The organism is Ralstonia chuxiongensis (assembly GCF_024158925.1).
In the GTDB taxonomy this organism is placed as follows: Bacteria; Pseudomonadota; Gammaproteobacteria; order Burkholderiales; family Burkholderiaceae; genus Ralstonia; species Ralstonia chuxiongensis.
Genome location: NZ_JAMYWC010000003.1, coordinates 136155 through 154751, shown reverse-complemented (window position 1 = coordinate 154751; position 18597 = coordinate 136155). Strand labels below are relative to the sequence as shown.

At 64.7% G+C, this 18597-nt stretch carries 17 protein-coding genes and 1 tRNA gene; 14 read left to right on the top strand and 4 right to left on the bottom strand.

Annotated features, from left to right (window positions below; all coding sequences use genetic code 11):
• Positions 1-39: 39 nt before the first annotated feature.
• The 6 genes from ribD (at position 40) to NKG59_RS09870 (ending at position 5384) form a co-directional block, all read left to right on the top strand.
• Positions 40-1152 carry a bifunctional diaminohydroxyphosphoribosylaminopyrimidine deaminase/5-amino-6-(5-phosphoribosylamino)uracil reductase RibD gene (ribD, locus tag NKG59_RS09895; protein WP_024976374.1) on the top strand — a complete coding sequence of 371 codons (1113 nt, stop codon included), beginning with the start codon at positions 40-42 and terminating at the stop codon, positions 1150-1152.
• Between the two features lie 6 nt (positions 1153-1158).
• Complete coding sequence (locus NKG59_RS09890; protein ID WP_253536584.1) at positions 1159-1812, top strand: riboflavin synthase; 654 nt, start codon at positions 1159-1161, stop codon at positions 1810-1812.
• A 127-nt stretch (positions 1813-1939) separates the two neighbouring features.
• Entirely contained in the window at positions 1940-3079 is a 1140-nt protein-coding gene (ribBA, locus tag NKG59_RS09885) for a bifunctional 3,4-dihydroxy-2-butanone-4-phosphate synthase/GTP cyclohydrolase II (RefSeq protein ID WP_253536583.1), read from the top strand.
• A gap of 81 nt (positions 3080-3160) precedes the next feature.
• Positions 3161-3661: a 6,7-dimethyl-8-ribityllumazine synthase gene (gene ribH, locus NKG59_RS09880; RefSeq protein WP_024976377.1), complete on the top strand. Its 501-nt coding sequence runs from the start codon at positions 3161-3163 to the stop codon at positions 3659-3661.
• Between the two features lie 27 nt (positions 3662-3688).
• Positions 3689-4156, top strand: a complete 468-nt coding sequence (nusB, locus tag NKG59_RS09875; RefSeq protein ID WP_012761449.1) for a transcription antitermination factor NusB — start codon at positions 3689-3691, stop codon at positions 4154-4156.
• Positions 4157-4199: 43 nt separating this feature from the next.
• Positions 4200-5384, top strand: a complete 1185-nt coding sequence (locus NKG59_RS09870; protein WP_253536582.1) for a pyridoxal phosphate-dependent aminotransferase — start codon at positions 4200-4202, stop codon at positions 5382-5384.
• 82 nt (positions 5385-5466) lie between these two features.
• Here NKG59_RS09870 and NKG59_RS09865 read toward each other — a convergent pair whose 3' ends face one another.
• Positions 5467-6654, bottom strand: a complete 1188-nt coding sequence (locus NKG59_RS09865) for a lytic transglycosylase domain-containing protein (RefSeq protein WP_045204607.1) — start codon at positions 6652-6654, stop codon at positions 5467-5469.
• A gap of 538 nt (positions 6655-7192) precedes the next feature.
• On the opposite strand from NKG59_RS09865, the gene ubiD reads away from it, so the two are divergent.
• From ubiD to NKG59_RS09845, 4 genes are all read left to right on the top strand, one after another.
• Positions 7193-8704 carry a 4-hydroxy-3-polyprenylbenzoate decarboxylase gene (ubiD, locus tag NKG59_RS09860; protein ID WP_253536581.1) on the top strand — a complete coding sequence of 504 codons (1512 nt, stop codon included), beginning with the start codon at positions 7193-7195 and terminating at the stop codon, positions 8702-8704.
• Positions 8705-8833: 129 nt separating this feature from the next.
• The gene (locus tag NKG59_RS09855) at positions 8834-10345 is read left to right on the top strand and encodes an NAD-dependent succinate-semialdehyde dehydrogenase (RefSeq protein WP_253536580.1); all 1512 of its coding nucleotides are present in this window, start codon (positions 8834-8836) and stop codon (positions 10343-10345) included.
• Positions 10346-10427: 82 nt separating this feature from the next.
• Complete coding sequence (locus tag NKG59_RS09850; protein WP_253536579.1) at positions 10428-12482, top strand: acetoacetate--CoA ligase; 2055 nt, start codon at positions 10428-10430, stop codon at positions 12480-12482.
• 129 nt (positions 12483-12611) lie between these two features.
• Positions 12612-13325, top strand: coding sequence for a hypothetical protein (locus tag NKG59_RS09845; protein WP_253536578.1), 714 nt, complete (start codon positions 12612-12614; stop codon positions 13323-13325).
• Positions 13326-13445: 120 nt separating this feature from the next.
• Here the strand turns inward: NKG59_RS09845 and NKG59_RS09840 are convergent, their stop codons facing one another.
• Entirely contained in the window at positions 13446-14651 is a 1206-nt protein-coding gene (locus NKG59_RS09840) for an amino acid aminotransferase (RefSeq protein ID WP_253536577.1), read from the bottom strand.
• A 31-nt stretch (positions 14652-14682) separates the two neighbouring features.
• Positions 14683-15609, bottom strand: a complete 927-nt coding sequence (locus tag NKG59_RS09835) for a DMT family transporter (RefSeq protein WP_253536576.1) — start codon at positions 15607-15609, stop codon at positions 14683-14685.
• Positions 15610-15727: 118 nt separating this feature from the next.
• On the opposite strand from NKG59_RS09835, the gene NKG59_RS09830 reads away from it, so the two are divergent.
• The 4 genes from NKG59_RS09830 (at position 15728) to trmB (ending at position 17404) form a co-directional block, all read left to right on the top strand.
• Positions 15728-16234 carry an Lrp/AsnC family transcriptional regulator gene (locus NKG59_RS09830; RefSeq protein WP_045204613.1) on the top strand — a complete coding sequence of 169 codons (507 nt, stop codon included), beginning with the start codon at positions 15728-15730 and terminating at the stop codon, positions 16232-16234.
• Positions 16235-16259: 25 nt separating this feature from the next.
• Positions 16260-16385, top strand: a complete 126-nt coding sequence (locus NKG59_RS26405; RefSeq protein WP_301288122.1) for a hypothetical protein — start codon at positions 16260-16262, stop codon at positions 16383-16385.
• Positions 16386-16482: 97 nt separating this feature from the next.
• Positions 16483-16556, top strand: a tRNA-Gly gene (locus tag NKG59_RS09825).
• A gap of 86 nt (positions 16557-16642) precedes the next feature.
• On the top strand, positions 16643-17404 hold the full coding sequence (gene trmB, locus NKG59_RS09820; RefSeq protein WP_253536575.1) for a tRNA (guanosine(46)-N7)-methyltransferase TrmB: 762 nt from the start codon (positions 16643-16645) through the stop codon (positions 17402-17404).
• A gap of 25 nt (positions 17405-17429) precedes the next feature.
• Here trmB and NKG59_RS09815 read toward each other — a convergent pair whose 3' ends face one another.
• Positions 17430-18542: an NADH:flavin oxidoreductase/NADH oxidase gene (locus NKG59_RS09815; protein WP_253536574.1), complete on the bottom strand. Its 1113-nt coding sequence runs from the start codon at positions 18540-18542 to the stop codon at positions 17430-17432.
• Positions 18543-18597 lie beyond the last annotated feature (55 nt).

Sequence of the window (18597 nt, the reverse complement as noted above, 5' to 3'; positions counted from 1 at the left end):
CCATTCCCATAATCCATTCTTCATTCCCGCTTCAAACCCATGTTCTCCGACTTCGACCACGCCATGATGCAGCGCGCCCTGGCGCTGGCCGAGAAGGGCTTGTTCACCACGACGCCCAACCCGCGCGTCGGATGCGTGATCGTGCGTGACGACACCGTCATCGGCGAAGGCCATACGCAACCCGCCGGCCAGGACCACGCTGAAATCCAGGCGATCAAGGATGCCCAGTCGCGCGGCCAGGACGTGCGCGGGGCCACCGCATATGTGACGCTGGAGCCCTGCAGCCACTTTGGCCGCACCCCACCCTGCGCAGATCGACTGGTCGAAGCCGGCATCGCGCGCGTGGTCGCAGCCATGGAAGACCCCAACCCCGCCGTCTCCGGACGCGGCTTGCAGAAGCTGCGCGATGCCGGAGTGGACGTGCGTTGCGGACTGCTGGAGCGGGAGGCGCGTGAGCTGAACATCGGTTTCGTTTCACGCATGACGCGCGGCACGCCGTGGGTACGCGTGAAGGTCGGCGCGTCGTTGGACGGCCGCACCGCGCTGGACAATGGCATCAGCCAGTGGATTACCGAAACCGAAGCGCGCAACGATGGCCACCGCTGGCGCGCACGCGCCTGCGCCATCCTTACCGGCATCGGCACGGTGCGCGAAGACAATCCGCGACTGACCGTGCGCGCCGTTAATACGCCACGCCAGCCGCGCCGCGTGCTGATCGACTCGGCGCTGGACGTGCCGCTCGACGCCCACATCCTCACCACGGATGGCCACCACGAGCCAACGCTGATTTTTGCCGCCCAGCCAGAAGCGGGCCGCATGCGTGCCTTGAGCGAGCGCGGCGCGGAGGTCATCCTCCTGCCCAACGCTGATGGAAAGGTCGACCTGGCCGCAGTCCTGCGCGAACTGGGCCGCCGCGAAATCAACGAACTGCACGTCGAGGCCGGCTTCAAGCTCAACGGCTCGCTGCTGCGCGAAGGGCTGGTGGACGAGATCCTCGTCTATCTGGCGCCCAAGGTGCTCGGCTCGGGCCAGGGCATGTTCAACATGGGGCCGCTGCAGACGCTGGAAGGCGCGGCCGAATTCTTCTTTCACGACATCTCGCGCATCGGGGGCGACCTTCGCATCCTCGCGCGCCGCAACCCCACGGATTGATTGCTTATGTTCACCGGAATCGTCGCCGCAGTTGGCCGCATTGAAACCGTCTCGCCGCTTGGCGACAACGCCGATGCAGGCGTGCGCCTGTCCATCGACTCGGGCGGTCTGCCGCTCGCGGACGTGGCGTTGGGCGATTCGATCGCTATCCAGGGTGCGTGCATGACGGTTGTCGCGAAAACTGACAGCCGCTTCGACGTGGATGTGTCGCGCGAATCACTGTCCAAGACAGTCGGGCTGGAACGCCCGGGCGAGGTCAATCTCGAGAAGGCCCTGCGCCTGGCCGACCACATCGGCGGGCACCTCGTATCCGGCCACGTGGACGGCCTGGGCACGGTCACGCATTTCGCGCCGATCAACGAATCGCACGAACTGCGTGTGCGGGCGCCGGCGGAGCTGGGCAAATATCTCGCCTACAAGGGCTCCGTGGTGGTCAACGGCGTGTCGCTCACGGTCAATACCGTCCGGGACGACGCCGACGGCTGCGAGTTCTCGATCAATCTGATCCCGCACACCGTGGCGGTCACCACGCTCAAGCACTTGAAGGCCGGCAGCCAGGTCAACCTGGAGATCGACCTGATCGCTCGCTACGTGGAACGCATGCTGACCCACGCCGCCATCGGCCTGCCCGTGGGCACCCAACCTCTGGCCGCTGTTTGAACCGCTGGCCCCACTGGCTTAGGGCCACCTTGACGTACAATAGCGGGCTTCCCATTTACGCAGTCGCACGGCCCCCGAAATTACGAATTTGCGGGAGTTGGTCAGCGGCGCGCACCCCTGCTACGCCATGTCGATCGCCACAGTCGAAGAAATCATTGCCGAAATCCGCGCCGGCCGGATGGTCATCCTGGTCGACGAGGAAGACCGTGAGAACGAAGGCGACCTGATCCTGGCGAGCGATTTTGTCACGCCGGAAGCGATCAACTTTATGGTCACGCACGCGCGGGGCCTGGTGTGCCTGACGCTCACCGAAGAGCATTGCGACCAGCTCGACCTGCCGATGATGGCCAGCCGCAACGGTACGCAGTTCGGCACCAATTTCACCGTATCGATCGAAGCGGCTGAAGGCGTAACCACCGGTATTTCCGCTGCCGACCGCGCACGCACCATTCAGGTGGCCGCCGCCAAGAACGCCAAACCGTCTGACCTGGTGAATCCGGGACACATCTTCCCGCTGCGAGCCCAGAAGGGCGGCGTGCTGATGCGCGCCGGCCACACCGAAGCCGGTTGCGACCTGACCGCGATGGCAGGTCTGACACCGGCTGCGGTGATCTGCGAAATCCTGAAGGACGACGGCACCATGGCGCGCTTGCCGGACCTCGTGGAATTCGCCAAGAAACACGGCCTGAAGATCGGCACGATTGCCGACATGATCCAATACCGCAGCCGCACCGAGAGCATCGTCGAGCGCGTCGGCGAGCGCACGATGGAGACGCAGTTCGGCACGTTCCACGCCGTCGCCTTCCGCGATCGGGCGGCCGGCCGCGCCCATCTGGCGCTGGTCAAGGGCACGCCGACGCCGGACACCGAAACGCTGGTGCGCGTGCATGAGCCTCTCTCTGTGCTCGACCTGCTCGAGTGCCAGCGCACGACGCACTCGTGGAGCGTGCCCGCCGCCCTGCGCGCCGTCCAGGCTGCCCCGACCGGCGTGGTCGTGCTGCTCAATTGCGGCGATTCGGCGGACCGGCTGTTCACCCAGTTCTCCGCGCTGGACGCGCCGCATGAGCGCCCGCGCACCAAACCCGATCCGCGCATTTACGGTATCGGCGCGCAGGTCCTGAAGGAGGTGGGCGTCGGCAAGATGCGTGTGCTGGCCTCGCCGCTCAAGCTACCGAGCATGGTCGGCTACGATCTGGAAGTGACGGCTTACCAGTCGATGGCGGATGCGCCTGACGTCACTTCCGCTTCGTCCGCCGCCACGCATTGATTTTTCCGCCGGCAGCCTGGACTGCCGCGCCGGCTTTCTTTTTTGACGTTGCCTGACTGGCAACCCCAACCGGAATACACCATGGACCACGGCTTCTACCCGACTAATCTCAACGGCGAAGGCCTGCGCATCGGCATCGTCCAGGCGCGTTTCAACGAGCCCGTGTGCGAAGCGCTGCGCGAAGCTTGCGTCGCCGAACTCGAACAACTCGGCGTGGCCGGCGAAGACGTGCTGCTGGTGACCGTGCCGGGCGCGCTGGAAGCGCCGCTGGCGCTGCAGAAGATGGCCGAATCGGGCCAGTTCGACGCGCTGATCGCGCTAGGCGCCGTCATCCGCGGCGAGACGTACCACTTCGAGCTGGTGTCCAATGAATCGGGCGCCGGCATCACGCGCGTGGGCCTCGACTTCAACATCGCCATCGCCAACGGCATCCTGACCACCGACACCGATGCACAGGCCCACGCCCGCACCCGCGAAAAGGGTCGCGACTGCGCCCGTACCGCCGTCGAAATGGCCAACCTGACCAACGACCTCGACGGTCTGCAGGATCACGGCCAGGACGACGACGGCGAGAATGAATAAGCGCTTCCTCGCGCAAAGGCTTTTCCCATGACGCAAGACAATTCCCAAGCCAAGACCAAGGCGCCCGCCAAGAGCGCGCGCCGCCGTGCGCGCGAACTGGCGCTGCAAGGTCTGTATCAATGGCTGCTCAATCGCAACGACCCCGGCGTGGTCGAGGCGCATCTGCAGGACGCGCAAGGCTTCAACAAGGCCGACCGCGCGCACTTCGACGCGCTGCTGCACGGTGCGATCCGCGAAGAAACCACGCTGACCGAGGCGTTCACACCGTACCTGGATCGCCCGGTTGCCGAGCTGTCGCCGGTCGAACGTGCCGCCCTGCTGGTTGGCGCGTACGAGCTGGTGCACTGCGTGGACATTCCGTACAAGGTCGTGATCAACGAGGCGGTTGAACTGACCAAGACCTTCGGTGGCGTGGAAGGCTACAAGTACGTCAACGGCGTGCTGGACAAGCTGGCCGCCCAGGTGCGCGCTGTCGAGGTCGCTGCCCGCCGGTAATTCGGCGTCTGCTCTTCGCTTTACTTTTTCGCTTCGCTTCAAGATGGACGCCCACCGCCTGCAGACAGCCGCTCGGCTAGCCAATATCCGCGCCTTTCACGTGATGGAGCTGGCCAAGCAGGCCCGCGAGCTGGAACTGGCCGGACGCAGCATCATTCACATGGGCATCGGCGAGCCGGACTTCACCGCCGCCGAGCCCGTCGTGCAAGCCGCCGCCGACGCCATGCGGCGTGGCGTCACGCAGTACACCGGCGCCTTGGGCATTCGCCCACTGCGCCAAGCCATCGCCCGCTACTACCAGACCACTTACGGCCTCGACATTGCCCCCGAACGCATCGTCGTCACGGCGGGTGCGTCTGCAGCGCTGCTGCTGGCGTGTGCAGTGTTGGTGGAGGTTGGCGGCGAAGTCCTGATGCCCGATCCAAGCTATCCGTGCAACCGTCACTTCGTGGCAGCCTTCAATGGCGAGGCGAAGCTGGTGCCATCGGGGCCGGAAGAACGCTTCCAATTGACGGCCGCGCAGGTCGAAACTCACTGGGGGGAACGCACGCAGGGCGTGTTGCTGGCCTCTCCGTCCAACCCGACCGGCACGTCGATCCTGCCGGAGGAGCTGCAGCGCATCGTGCAGACGGTACGCGCCCGCGGCGGGTTTTCGATCGTCGACGAGATCTACCAAGGCCTGTCGTACGACCAGGCGCCGGTTTCGGCACTGTCGTTCGGCGACGATGTCGTCACGATCAACAGCTTTTCCAAGTATTTCAACATGACCGGCTGGCGACTCGGCTGGCTGGTGGCGCCCGCCGAACTGGTGCCCGAGTTCGAGAAAGTCGCGCAAAATCTGTTCATCTGCGCGTCAGCGGTGGCGCAGTACGCGGCGCTCGCGTGCTTTGAGCCGGAAGCGCTGGCGATCTACGAACAGCGCAAGGCAGAATTCCGTCGCCGCCGCGATTTCATCGTGCCGGCGCTGGAGTCGCTTGGCTTCAAGGTACCGGTCAAGCCGGACGGAGCGTTCTATGTCTACGCCGACTGCCGCGACGTGAACCACCCGCATGCCGCCGATGCCGATGCACTCACCCAATCGATGCTGCATGACGCTGGCGTGGTGCTGGTGCCGGGGCTGGATTTTGGTCCGCACACGGCGCAGCACTACATCCGCCTGTCGTACGCAACATCGATGGCACATCTGGAAGAAGCCGTCGCGAGGTTGGGCAGGCTTTTCAGCCGGTAAAGCGCTCTCCGCGCCTCGCTCAAGCAAAAAAAGGCCGTCCAGAAGGACGGCCTTTCTTATATAGAGCAGCGAAACAAGTTGATCAGGCCTGGCCTTGGGACTTGTCGTCCAGCCGTGCCTCTTCCTGCTGACCCGCTGCCGGTTGCTTGTCAGCCGGCTTGGCGGCTTGCGTCTTGGCATCGGCCTGCGTCACGGGCGTTGCCGTCGCGACCGGCTTTGCCGATTCGCGCTCCGACGCCGCCGTCATCGGCGAACGGTGGCCAGTTGCCACCATGCGCAGGCGCGAACGCTCTTGCAGCACCTTGCCGCCGTAGCCGCCGTCGCCTTGTGTGACCGCACCGACATACAGTTTCAGGCCACCTTCGATCGAACCCGCGCGCGCGATGCAATCCTTCAGCACGAGCGCACCGACCTTTATGTTGGCGTACGGGTTGAGCGCGGCACCGACGCCGCCCATCACCTCGTACTTGTCCTGGTGGACCTTGGTCATGACCTGCATCAGGCCCTGCGCACCCATACCGCTTTCGGCGAACGGGTTAAAGCTGGACTCGATGGCCATCACGCCCAGGATGAGCAGCGGATCCAGGCCGACTTCCTTGCCGGTCTGATAGGCCGCCTTCACCAACTGGCCGGTGGCTGTGGCCGCCACGCGGTACTTGCGGGCAATGTATTCCGCCACGGCAGCCTGCTCTCGCGGGGTGCCGGCGGTTGCCGACTCACGTGCGTCGCGGACGACTTGCGTGTTCGGAATCTGCGCAGCCAACTCGGCCACAGACGGCACCTTCGAGAGCGCGTCCCAACCGGCAGCCGCGACCGTGCCGCCCTGGGCCGTAGCAGGCGCGACAGCCTGAACGGCCCCGGTACCGGCGGACGGCGCAGTCGGCGCAAAGGCAACCGGCTGCACGCCAGCCGCAACCGCGGGTGACGGATTGGCCGAGGCGACACTTGTGTCGACACCCGGTGTGAAATGCAGCACGCGTTGAGCGACCGCGGCACGCCACTCGCTATTAAGCGAGAGTGCGACTGCAGCAACCACAGCCAGCACGCCGATGCTATTGAGCACGACATGCCCGCTGCGGAACACCAGCAGCACGCCAGGATGCAACTCATTGCGGGACGCGGCGGCGCCCCCTGCGTTCAACTCCATGCGCAGCTTACGAGGCAGCGCAACTTGACCTGCACGCGCGAGGCGGCGGCCAACCGGGGCTACGAGCCGGCGTTGCAGCGCCGATCCGATCCCGGAAGAATGAAGGGTTTTCCAACCGTTCATACTTACCTCCGTCCGCTGCGCAGATCCGGTAGACGCCTTTCTTTTGCATGGCGCCGTGCGTTTCGGGTCGCAACGGTTTTTAGTAAGGATGCCGCGCTGTTGCAGTCAGCCGGCATCTGTTGGGGGCACTCCCCTAGTGCCCAGAGAAATGCGGGCCGTGTCCTTGGGGAGGCCACGTCCCGCAGCGATGCTGATGTGTTCTGGTGTCGCCCCTCATACGTCGAAGAGTTGGGCGAAGGCATTAGCCGAAAACATGTTGCGTTGCAACAATTACCAGATCGGATTGGATTGTAGGAAGCGCGTTATTCCAAGTCAATCATAAAGAAGTAAGTTTTCATATCCAAAAGTTATGAAACAGCCCGCGTTGTTGGGACTGGCTGACCTGCGATGCGTTCTGTCATCAAGGGGTCGTGCGGTTTTGGCCGTACAATCGCGGCCACCCCGCCTACACAAAAAAAATGTCGCCTGGACGACCGTTCGGGGGGCCAGCCCCTCCGCGCGATAGGCGATCCACCTTACCTTTGGTTACAAAATCTCCATGCAATACAGGGACTTACGTGACTTTCTCGCCCAGCTCGAACGCTTGGGCGAACTGCGCCGCGTGCGCCAGCCGGTGTCGCCATGCCTGGAAATGACCGAAGTCTGTGACCGCCTGCTGCGTGCCGAAGGCCCGGCGGTGGTCTTCGAGCAGCCGGTGGACGGCGCACAGAAGTACGACATGCCGGTGCTCGCAAACCTGTTCGGCACCACGCGCCGTGTGGCGCTGGGCATGGGTGCGGAGTCGCTCGATGAACTGCGTGACGTGGGGCGCTTGCTCTCGGCGTTGAAAGAACCCGAACCGCCGCGCGGTCTGCGTGAAGCCGGCAAGCTGTGGACAATGGCCAAGGCCGTGTGGGACATGGCGCCCCGCAAGGTGTCGTCGCCAGCATGCCAGGAGATTGTGTGGGAAGGGAATGACGTCGACCTCGCGCGCATTCCTGTACAGACATGCTGGCCAGGCGATGCGGCGCCGCTCGTCACGTGGGGGTTGGTGATTACGCGCGGGCCGCACAAGAAGCGGCAGAACCTTGGCATCTACCGGCAGCAGGTCATCAGTCGCAACCAAGTCATCATGCGTTGGCTGGCGCACCGGGGCGGCGCGCTGGACTTCCGCGAACACGCCATCGCCAATCCGGGCCAGCCGTTTCCGATTGCGGTGGCACTGGGCGCGGACCCGGCCACGATTCTTGGCGCGGTGACGCCGGTGCCGGATACGTTATCTGAATACCAGTTTGCCGGCCTGCTGCGTGGCAGCCGGACCGAACTCGCAACATGTCTGACCCCCTCGCTCGCGCAAGCACAACTGCAAGTGCCTGCCGGCGCCGAAATCATCCTCGAAGGCCACATCCAGCCCGACCCGACTCACCCGAGCGGCTATCAGCACGCACTCGAAGGCCCCTTCGGCGATCACACCGGCTATTACAACGAGCAAGACTGGTTTCCGGTGTTCACGGTCGAGCGCATTACGATGCGCCGCGACCCGATCTATCACTCTACGTATACAGGCAAGCCGCCCGATGAGCCGGCCGTGCTTGGCGTGGCGCTCAATGAAGTGTTCGTGCCGCTGCTGCAAAAGCAGTTTCCGGAGATTGCCGATTTCTATCTGCCGCCCGAGGGCTGCAGCTACCGCATGGCGCTGGTTAGCATGAAGAAGCAATACGCCGGCCACGCCAAACGCGTGATGTTTGGCGTGTGGAGCTTCCTGCGGCAGTTCATGTACACGAAGTTCATCGTGGTGGTAGACGACGATGTGAATCTGCGCGACTGGAAGGAAGTGATCTGGGCAATCACCACCCGCGTGGATCCGGCGCGCGATACGGTCATGGTCGAAAACACGCCGATTGACTATCTCGACTTCGCATCCCCCGTGTCGGGCCTGGGCTCCAAAATGGGGATCGATGCCACCAACAAATGGCCGGGCGAAACCACTCGCGAATGGGGCCAGCCCATCGTCATGGATGCCGCCGTCAAGACCAAGGTCGACACCATGTGGGACACGCTCTTCCAATAACCACAAGGCCTGGCGGCTCAGTCTGCGAGCGAACGATCGTTCGGTTATTCTTAGTGAGTTAAGCGACTGCTGCATCTAAAAGGCGGGCCCTTTTTGTCGACTGGGTCCGCCTTCCTTATGGAGAACGCCATGGCCGAAGCACTCGACTCATCCCGCACCGCCGCCAATGCGCTGGAGCGCATCAAAGACCGCACCCTCGTCAAAACGCAGTCCTATGTGGACGGCGCCTGGGTTGGCGCCGCCGACGGCGCGACCTTCCCCGTCCACGACCCTGCCACCAACGCACACCTGACCGACGTCGCCAATCTCGGGCATGCAGAAACGCTGCGCGCGATCGACGCGGCCAATGCGGCGTGGCCTGCGTGGCGCGAGCTGACTGGCAAGGAGCGCGCAGCGCTGATGCGCCGCTGGTTCGACCTGCTGATCGCCAATGCCGACGACCTCGCCGCGCTCATGACGGCGGAACAAGGCAAGCCGCTGGCTGAAGCCAAGGGCGAGATCGTCTATGGCGCATCGTTCATCGAGTGGTTTGCCGAAGAGGCCAAGCGCGTCTCCGGCGACGTGATGGCCAGCACCTGGCGCGACAAGCGCATGGTCGTGCTCAAGCAACCGGTGGGCGTGTGCGCGTCCATCACGCCGTGGAACTTCCCGCTGGCGATGATCACCCGCAAAGTCGCACCAGCCATGGCGGCAGGTTGCACCATCGTCATCAAGCCGGCCGAACAGACGCCGCTTTCCGCGCTGGCGATGGCCGAACTGGCGCACCGCGCGGGCATTCCCAAGGGCGTGGTCAACGTGGTGACGGGCGATGCGGACCGGTCGATCGCCATCGGTAAGGCCCTGTGCGAATCGCCGATCGTGCGGCATCTGTCGTTCACGGGCTCGACGCCGGTGGGCCGCATCCTGATGCAGCAGTGCTCGCCGACGGTGAAGAAGGTCGCGCTGGAGCTGGGCGGCCATGCGCCGTTTATCGTGTTCGACGACGCCGACATCGATGCTGCCGTGGAAGGCGCTGTGCAGTCGAAATACCGCAACGCGGGCCAGACCTGCGTGTGTACGAACCGCTTCTACGTGCATGCCTCGGTGTACGACGCGTTTGTCGAAAAGCTCTCGGCCAAGGTGCGCGGCATCAAGGTCGGCAACGGCTTCGAGACCGGCGTGGTGCAAGGCCCGCTGATCGACGATCAGGCCGTGGAGAAAGTGCAGCGCCACATCAACGACGCGACGCAGAAAGGCGCGCGCCTGACTGCCGGTGGCAAGCTGATGCAGGGCTTCGGCTCGCAGCGTTTCGTGGAGCCCACCGTGCTGGCCGACGCCACGCCCGACATGCTGATCGCGCGCGAAGAAACCTTCGGCCCGGTCTCCGCCATCTTCAAGTTCCAGGACGAAGCGGAAGTCGTGCGCCTGGCCAACGACACCGAATTCGGCTTGGCGTCGTACTTTTTCAGCCGCGACATCGGCCGCATCTGGCGCGTGGCCGAGCAGCTCGAATACGGCATGGTCGGCATCAACACGGGGCTGATCTCGAACGAGGTCGCGCCGTTTGGCGGCATCAAGCAATCGGGCCTGGGCCGTGAAGGTTCGGTCTACGGCATCGACGAGTATCTCGAACTCAAGTATCTGTGCATGGGCGGCATCTGAACCGTCGCCCCCCCCCTTGGCCGACCTGCCACATCGATAGAGCGGGCGGCCTTCCCCCTTGCCTGACCGGCGGAGGAGACACATGAGCACCATCCAGGAAGGCGCCCTGCTGTGGACGCCGTCTGTTGATTTCATCGCGCGTTCGCGCCTGACCCACTACCTCGATTGGCTCGCACGCGAACGCGGCCTGCGCTTCTCAGCCACCACGCCAGAGGGCTACGCCCAACTCTGGGAGTGGTCTACCACCGACCTGGAAGCATTCTGGACGTCCGTCTGGGATTACCTCGACCTGCGCGCCTCGACACCGTTCACGCGGATGCTCGGCGAGCGCACCATGCCTGGCGCGCAGTGGCTGGTCGGCGCCCAGCTCAATTACGTCGATCAGGTCATGCGCCATGTGGAAGAAGGCGGCAGCCCTGACCGCACCGCCATCCGCTATGCCAGCGAGACCAAACCACTGGCCGACCTGTCATGGCGCGAACTGCGCCAACGCGTCGCTTCTCTGGCCGATGCACTGCGCAAGATGGGCGTGGAACCCGGCGACCGCGTTGCCGCGTATCTGTCGAACACGCCGGACGCGATCGTGGCGTTTCTCGCCACAGCCAGCGTCGGGGCAATCTGGTCCGTCTGCGCGCCCGACATGGGGCAAGTGGCCGTAACCGACCGTTTCCGCCAGATCGAGCCGAAGGTGCTGATCGCGGTGGACGGCTACCACTATGGCGGCCGCGCGTTCGACCGCACCGACGTGGTCGCAGAGATGGTCGCCGCGTTGCCAACCGTCGAACACCTCGTCCTCGTGCCGCAACTGCTCGGCGATATCAACCGCGCGCGCTTCCCGGCGGCCCGCGACTGGCGCGACCTGACGGCCAACGACGTGCCGCTGGTCATCACACCGGTCGCTGCCGATCACCCGCTGTGGATTCTGTATTCGTCCGGCACCACCGGCATGCCCAAGCCTATCGTGCATGGCCACGGCGGCCTGCTGCTGGTGCAGACGATGATGGGCGCGTTGCATCTCGACCTTGGTCCCGACGACGTTTATCACTGGTACAGCAGCACCGGCTGGGTCATGTGGAATTCGCAGGCGAGCGGCCTGCTCGGCGGCGTCACGCTCGCCATTTACGACGGCAATCCCGGCACGCCCGATCTCAATACGCTGTGGCGCTTCGCGCAGGATGCGGGCGTGACGTTCTTCGGCGCCGGAGCGGCGTTCTTCGCCAATTGCCTGAAGGCCGGTATCGAACCCGGTCGCGATTTCGACTTGTCGAAACTGCGTGCGGTCGGCTCGACCGGTTCGCCGCTCTCGGCCGAGGCGTATGACTGGATCTACCGCCACGTGAAGGCCGACGTCTGGCTCAATCCGATTTCCGGCGGCACCGACTTCGCCGGCTGCTTCGTGGGCGGCGTCGCCACGCTGCCCGTCTATGCGGGCGAGATGCAATGCCGCAACCTCGGCTCGCGTGTGGAAGCCCTCGACGAAGCCGGCCAACCGCTCATCGACGCGGTGGGCGAACTGGTGTGCACCGCGCCCATCCCGTCGATGCCGCTCTTCTTCTGGGGCGACGCTGATGGCAGCCGCTACCGCGACAGCTACTTCGATATGTATCCCGGCCAGTGGCGCCACGGCGACTGGATCAGGATCACCCCGCGCGGCGGTGCCGTCATTTACGGCCGGTCCGACGCCACCATCAACCGGCACGGCATCCGCATGGGCACAGCGGAGCTGTACCGCGTGGTGGAAGACCTGCCCGAAGTGCTCGACAGCCTTGTCGTCGACCTGGAATTTCTCGGCCGGGAATCGTTCATGCCGCTGTTCGTCGTGCTGCGCGAAGGCGCGACGCTCGACGACACGCTGCGCAGCACGATCAACGCGCGCATCAAGGCAGGGCTATCGGCCCGGCATGTGCCCAACGTGGTTGTGCAGGCGCCCGGCGTGCCGCGCACGCTCTCGGGCAAGAAAATGGAAGTGCCGATCAAGAAGCTGCTGCTGGGCGCGCCGCCCGCGCGCGTTGCCAACCCTGATGCGATGGCGAATCCAGACGTTCTGGCGTGGTATGCGAGCTACGCCCTGTCGTTGGCTCAGAACAGCGACACCCCCGGCGAACCCGCACCAGCACTGGAATCGTGGCGGAGCTAGACCAATCGTTGGCCCCTCATTTCACGATCTCCGCCAATCGAACGATGGCACGGCCCGGATGTGATGACTAACGTACAGCTTGCACCGGCACATCAAGATGCCGGGCGAGCTGCTTAACGGGGAGTCACCATGCTTGCAACGACGAACGTCCTGGTCAAAACCGAGGACGGCCGTGAAGCCTTGGCCGAGCGCCGCCACGACATGCAGATGCGCCAGCGCCATCTGCTCATCCTCATCGACGGTGCCCGTACCGTCGGGCAACTGCATCAACTGCTGAGCGACTGGCCGGACCTAGACGAACTGCTGGTGGGGCTGCAACGAGCCGGCATGGTCGACGTGCTGCCCGGGATCTCGCATGGAAACGCGCCGGCTGCTGAACCGTTCGACCCCATCGTCCACTTCAACCGGCCGCTGCTAGACGAAGAAACCGACGGCGCACCTGCCGCCCTGTCGCTCATCTACGACGAACTGCCGCCGTTGACCGGCATGACGCTCGGCCTACAAGCGGTGGCAGCCCCCATCGACGAGCCCGCCGCCAATGACGCCAGCAAGCCGCGTGCGGCGCCAGTCCCGGCTTTTTCTGCGCCACAGGCCGCCGTTCCGCCGGAGTTGGCCGACGTACTGCCCAACGTGGTCAAGGTCGAGTTGATGCGTTTGGCTGTGCAGCACTTCGGTTCGGCTGCGGGAGCCGCCATGCCGCTGCTGCGTGCCTGCAAGGAAGACCCGCAATCGCTGTGCGACGTGGTTGCTGCGTGCGCCAAGGCTGCAGCGCCAATTGCTGGCGAGCATGCCACGGCGAAGTTTGTGGATGCGGCCATGCAGGCGATGGCGCTGCGGCGCTAGGCGACGGCACCGGGAGCACGGCATGCCGACGCGTCCGTGCCGAGGGCGGCTATTAGAAGACGCCCGCGGCGTATGCAGCGTGTTGGTTGGCTGGCCTCAGGGCGAAGTCATCGAGATCGTTCAGACCAGCGTACAGGCCATATCCGACGCCACCGCAACGAGCGCGCCCGCAACCCGGTCGATCTGCTCCGGTGCGAGTCCCGCAATATTGATCCGGCCGCCCTGGGTGCCATAGATGGCGTGATCTGCGCGCAAACGTTCCATGGCATCGGCATCCAACGGCAGCATGGAAAACATGCCCTTGTGCCGCGACAGATTCTGTAGCGAAACGGGGGCACCCAGACTGGCCAGCGCGTCATCAAGGCGCCGCCGGTTGCCCACGATGCGCTGACGCATGTGCTCCAACTCGCTACGCCAGGACGCCGTCAATGCGACATCGCCAAGGATGGCGGCCACGATGGACGCGCCGTGGTCCGGCGGCATCGAATAGTTGCTGCGTGTGATGCGCTCCAGCACGCCGCCAACCGGCTGCAGAGCCACCCTGTTCTTCCCAATCACCATTGCCGCGCCGGTGCGCTCGCAGTACAGACCCATGCTCTTCGAGCAGCTTGCCGCTACCAGCACCGTATCAAGCGCATCGACGAGCAACCGCAGGCCCACGGTGTCCTGCTCCAGACCATCGGCGAGACCCAGATAGGCCATGTCGACCAGCGGGATCAGGCCCTGCTTGGCGCAGCGCTCCGCCACGGTTTGCCAGACCCCGACGCCCATGTCGATGCCGGTCGGGTTGTGGCAGCAACCATGCAGCAAAACGATATCGCCAGCACGCGCAGCCCACAGGTCCGCGAACATGGCATCCGCGTCCAGCAGCCCGCCTTCGGCACGCCAGCGGTAGCGGTCTACTGCAAGCCCGGCCGCTCGCATGATGGGCACGTGGTTGACGTAGCCTGGGTCCGACACCCAGACACGCGCACCCGGCGAAGCCACGGCGATCAAGTCAGCGAGCAATCTGAGCGCGCCGGTCCCCCCCACGGTCTGCATCGTGTGCTGGCGCGCCAGACGCCCCACGTCGTTGCCGAGCAGCAGCGTCGCCAACCCGGCGTTGAAGCCGGCGTTACCGGCCAGCCCACGGTAAGCCTTGGAGGCACCTGCGGCGGCCAAGCGCTCCTCGGCGGCCTTCACCGCGGCCATGACCGGCGTCTGCCCAGCGTCATCGCGGTAGACACCCACCACAAGATCAACCTTGTCGGGCCGAGGGTCCGCGCGAAAAACTGCGGTCAGCCCCCACAGCGGGTCCGGGGCAACGGCGGTGAGACTTGCGAGCATGGTGTGGTCTCCGGAAGAGCGATGCGATGGTCTACGCGCGGTTTGCGAGGATCACGCCAGCGGTGATCACGGCAATGCCGCATGCAACGGTCAGGGTCAGCGATTCGCCGAGCAAAGGCACCGCCACGAGACAGGCCAGCGCGGGCGCCAACGAGCCAATGGCGGAACAGCGCGGCGTATCCAGATGACGAATCGCCAGCGCATAGGACAGACTCGAAATCACGCCGACCCCCAAGCCCTGAGCCAACAAGAAAGGCATGGCGTTGGCCACGGTGAAGTGCCCGACATGGCTGTCGACCACGCCCAGGCCCACCAGCAGCGCCGTGAGCAAGAAGGACGGCACGCTCAACAGCAATGCGCAACCGATGGCATCAAGCCCCGCCCGGCGCAGCCCCAACGTGTAGCTGCCCCAGAGCAGACTCGCCAGCAACAGCAATGCGGCGCCCGCGACAAACGTGCCGTGCGACACGTGCGATTGCGATACCAGCAAAAGCAGCACCCCTGCGAGGATGATCGCGATCGCCCGCCCACGTGCCGCAGCGATACGCTGGCGGTCGACCACATACGCGATCAGCGCCACCGACAACGGCGTCGTGCCCGCGATCAACGCAGCCACGTGCGCGGCCGATGTCACCTTGCCGCCAGCCGAAGCCATGAAGAAGAACGGCACGCCGCCGCCCATCAGGACCATCAGCGCGCTGAGCGGTTTCACCCGCCGCAGCATCGGCCAGCGGGCGGGCAGGAACGGCAACAGCAACAAGGTCGGCAGGCCGAATCGGATGAGCGCCACGTCGGCAGGCGCCAGCGGCGAAGCGCCAATCGCTCGGATCGACAGCGCGAACCCGGCCCAGATCAGCACCGTCAGCACCATCGCCGCATACCCGATCAGCGGGCTGGCCTGGAAGGTATTTCGCCCGGCCTGCGCGCCCACGCCCACCGTCAATGTCGAACCACGCATGCCGCCACCCTCGATTTCAGAATGGAGACAGAATGCCCCAGCACGAAAAGTAGTATCTTGCTATTTCCACTAATTCTGTGCGTTGCATTAGCAGAACCTGCCACTCTGGAAAAATCACATGGATAAGAAAGACAGGCAGATCATTGCCGCCCTCCAGAAAGAAGGCCGCTTGACCAACCAAGAGCTGTCGGAGCGGGTGAACCTGTCGCCCTCGCCCTGCCTTCGCCGGCTGCGGTTGCTGGAAGACGCGGGCATCATCCGCGGCTACACGGCCATCGTTGATGAAGAGGCGTACGGGCTGCCGGTCACGGCATTCGTGCATATTCGTCTGCAGCAGCACTCGCGGGAGGTGGTCTCGACGTTCGAGAACCGCATCCGCGCCATCGACGCGATCCTCGATTGCTATGTGCTGACTGGCGAGGCGGATTACCTGTTGCGCGTGCTGGTAGAAAGCCTGCAGGACTACGAGCAGTTCGTGCGCGGGCAATTGCATGCCATTCCGGGCATCGCCGCCATCGACACGAGCTTTGCGTACGGCGTGGTCAAGCGCTCGACGGTGTTCCCGGCGTGGGATGAGAACAAGAGGAGTACGGCTCGGCGGCGTGAAAAACCCTCGGGGGGGTAATGCCACCGTCAAAGAATCGGGCGGTATGCCGATCAAGCCTGATATCGAGCTGCGACCGAGCTTTTCATCCGACGAGTTCCGGGGCGATGACATGCTGGCCGTTGATTTCATCGGTGCAGCGCACGTCGTTGTTGCCCCCGACTTCAGGTGACCCACCTCGGAAAAGGCGTGTACGTCACTTCAAATTCGCTGGCCGCATTGCTCTCACTTGCCCAACCACTGCAACCCCGCATAAAATGGCTGGCTACGCGGGCGTCGTATAATGGTAATACCCTAGCTTCCCAAGCTAGAGCCGTGGGTTCGATTCCCATCGCCCGCTCCACCGAACAGTCTGAAGCCGCCCTCGGCGGCTTTTTTGTTGCCTGCTCGCCCCTCGTTCCACCGACGGGCAACCGGCACGGGATCTCCATGCAGCCCAACGAACAACCGGGCACCGGCCCCGACGACATCACGCCGGAATCGCAAGACACCAATACCGCAGAAGGCGCCGAAACCGGCCATCCACGCCGCATCCGCTCCTTCGTGCGCCGCGCCGGCCGCACGTCGACCGGCCAGCAGCGCGCCATCGATGAACTCGGCCCACGCTTCCAGTTGCCCTACACCGCCGAGCCGCTCGACTGGGAAGCCGCCTTCGGCCGCACCGGCGCCAAGCGCATCTTCGAGATCGGCTTCGGCATGGGCGAGACCACCGCGCACATCGCGCAATTGCGCCCGGACGACGATTTCCTGGGCGTGGAGGTGCATGAGCCGGGCGTTGGCGCACTGCTCAAGCTGATCGGCGAACGCGAGATCGGCAACATCCGCATCGTTTCGCACGATGCGGTGGAAGTGCTGGCGCACATGATTCAGGAAGGCACGCTCGATGGCATCCACGTGTTCTTCCCTGACCCGTGGCACAAGAAGCGCCACAACAAGCGACGCCTGATCCAGGGCCCGTTCGTGGCGCGTCTGGCGGCCCACCTGAAACCCGGTGGCTATCTGCATTGCGCGACGGACTGGGAGGAATACGCCCACCAGATGCTGGAAGTGCTATCCGCCGAACCGACGCTGGAAAACACCGCCGACGGCTTTGCGCCGCGCCCCGATTACCGTCCTGTCACCAAGTTCGAAAAGCGCGGGCTGCGTCTCGGGCACGGCGTGTGGGACGTGGTCTTCCGCAAGCGCGGCTAGCCGTATACGCGCACGCTAGCCCGCGTTAGCGTGCGCCGAAATGCGTGTCGCCGAAGAGGTTCTTGGCGTGGCGCGGGAAAGCGCGCCAGTATTGCGGCGGCGCCTTGACCGTCGCGCCCAGTTCAGCGGCTGCAGACCAGGCCCAGTGCGGGTTGTAGAGGAAGGCCCGGCCGACGGCCACCAAATCCGCACGCCCTTGCGCAACGATGGCCTCCGCCTCATGCGCCTCGTTGATGAGGCCAACGGCGATGGAGGGGATGTCCGCTTCGTGGCGGATCTTCTCGGCAAACGGCACCTGATAGCCTATCGAGAGCGGAATCTGCTGCAGCGGCGACACACCGCCTGACGACGCATCGATCCAATCGCAGCCGCGCGCACGAAGCGCCTGCGCAAATACCACCGAATCTTCCGGCGTCCAACCGCCCTCCACCCAATCGGTGGCCGACACGCGCACGCCAACCGGAATGTTGTCCGGCACCACGGCGCGCACCGCGTCAAAAATCTCCAGCGGATAACGCATGCGGTTCTCACGCGAACCGCCGTAGGTATCGGTGCGCTGATTGGCGATCGGCGACAGGAATTCGTGCAGCAGGTAGCCATGTGCGGCGTGCAGCTCGATGGCCGATAGGCCAAGCCGCACAGCGCGGCGTGCGGTGTCGACAAACTGATCGCGCACGCGGGCGAGGTCCGCATCGGACATCTCGCGCGGGGCGCGCTCTTCCGGGCGCTGCGGCAACGCGGACGGACCCATCGTCTCCCAGCCGCCGGCATCGAGTGCCAACAAGGCGCCGCCCTCCCAGGGGCGGGCGCTCGAAGCCTTGCGGCCCGCGTGCGCGATCTGCATGCCGATCGGCACCAGCGCGTTCTGGCGAATGGCGGCAAGCGTGCGTTCCAGCGCGGCTTCAGTCGCGTCGTCCCACAAACCCAGGCAGCCATTGGTGATGCGCCCTTCTGGCGACACCGCGGTCGCCTCGATCATCAGCAACCCGGCACCTGAAAGCGACAGACCGCCCAGGTGTGTGTGATGCCATGCCGTAGCCTGGCCGTTGTCGGCCGAGTACTGGCACATCGGCGAGATGACGATGCGGTTCTCAAGCGTGAGACCGCGCAAGGAGAAAGGCTGGAAGAGAGCACTCATGATCGGGAGATTCGGCAATCAGCGGCTGACGGAAGAAACCGCCAGTGTGTCCGAA

Excerpts from the sequence above, each read along its gene's own strand:
- ribD (WP_024976374.1), top strand. The coding sequence starts at position 40 with ATGTTCTCCGACTTCGACCACGCCATGATGCAGCGCGCCCTGGCGCTG.
- NKG59_RS09890 (WP_253536584.1), top strand. The coding sequence starts at position 1,159 with ATGTTCACCGGAATCGTCGCCGCAGTTGGCCGCATTGAAACCGTCTCG.
- ribBA (WP_253536583.1), top strand. The coding sequence starts at position 1,940 with ATGTCGATCGCCACAGTCGAAGAAATCATTGCCGAAATCCGCGCCGGC.
- ribH (WP_024976377.1), top strand. The coding sequence starts at position 3,161 with ATGGACCACGGCTTCTACCCGACTAATCTCAACGGCGAAGGCCTGCGC.
- nusB (WP_012761449.1), top strand. The coding sequence starts at position 3,689 with ATGACGCAAGACAATTCCCAAGCCAAGACCAAGGCGCCCGCCAAGAGC.
- NKG59_RS09870 (WP_253536582.1), top strand. The coding sequence starts at position 4,200 with ATGGACGCCCACCGCCTGCAGACAGCCGCTCGGCTAGCCAATATCCGC.
- NKG59_RS09865 (WP_045204607.1), bottom strand. The coding sequence starts at position 6,654 with ATGAACGGTTGGAAAACCCTTCATTCTTCCGGGATCGGATCGGCGCTG.
- ubiD (WP_253536581.1), top strand. The coding sequence starts at position 7,193 with ATGCAATACAGGGACTTACGTGACTTTCTCGCCCAGCTCGAACGCTTG.
- NKG59_RS09855 (WP_253536580.1), top strand. The coding sequence starts at position 8,834 with ATGGCCGAAGCACTCGACTCATCCCGCACCGCCGCCAATGCGCTGGAG.
- NKG59_RS09850 (WP_253536579.1), top strand. The coding sequence starts at position 10,428 with ATGAGCACCATCCAGGAAGGCGCCCTGCTGTGGACGCCGTCTGTTGAT.
- NKG59_RS09845 (WP_253536578.1), top strand. The coding sequence starts at position 12,612 with ATGCTTGCAACGACGAACGTCCTGGTCAAAACCGAGGACGGCCGTGAA.
- NKG59_RS09840 (WP_253536577.1), bottom strand. The coding sequence starts at position 14,651 with ATGCTCGCAAGTCTCACCGCCGTTGCCCCGGACCCGCTGTGGGGGCTG.
- NKG59_RS09835 (WP_253536576.1), bottom strand. The coding sequence starts at position 15,609 with ATGCGTGGTTCGACATTGACGGTGGGCGTGGGCGCGCAGGCCGGGCGA.
- NKG59_RS09830 (WP_045204613.1), top strand. The coding sequence starts at position 15,728 with ATGGATAAGAAAGACAGGCAGATCATTGCCGCCCTCCAGAAAGAAGGC.
- NKG59_RS26405 (WP_301288122.1), top strand. The coding sequence starts at position 16,260 with ATGCCGATCAAGCCTGATATCGAGCTGCGACCGAGCTTTTCATCCGAC.
- trmB (WP_253536575.1), top strand. The coding sequence starts at position 16,643 with ATGCAGCCCAACGAACAACCGGGCACCGGCCCCGACGACATCACGCCG.
- NKG59_RS09815 (WP_253536574.1), bottom strand. The coding sequence starts at position 18,542 with ATGAGTGCTCTCTTCCAGCCTTTCTCCTTGCGCGGTCTCACGCTTGAG.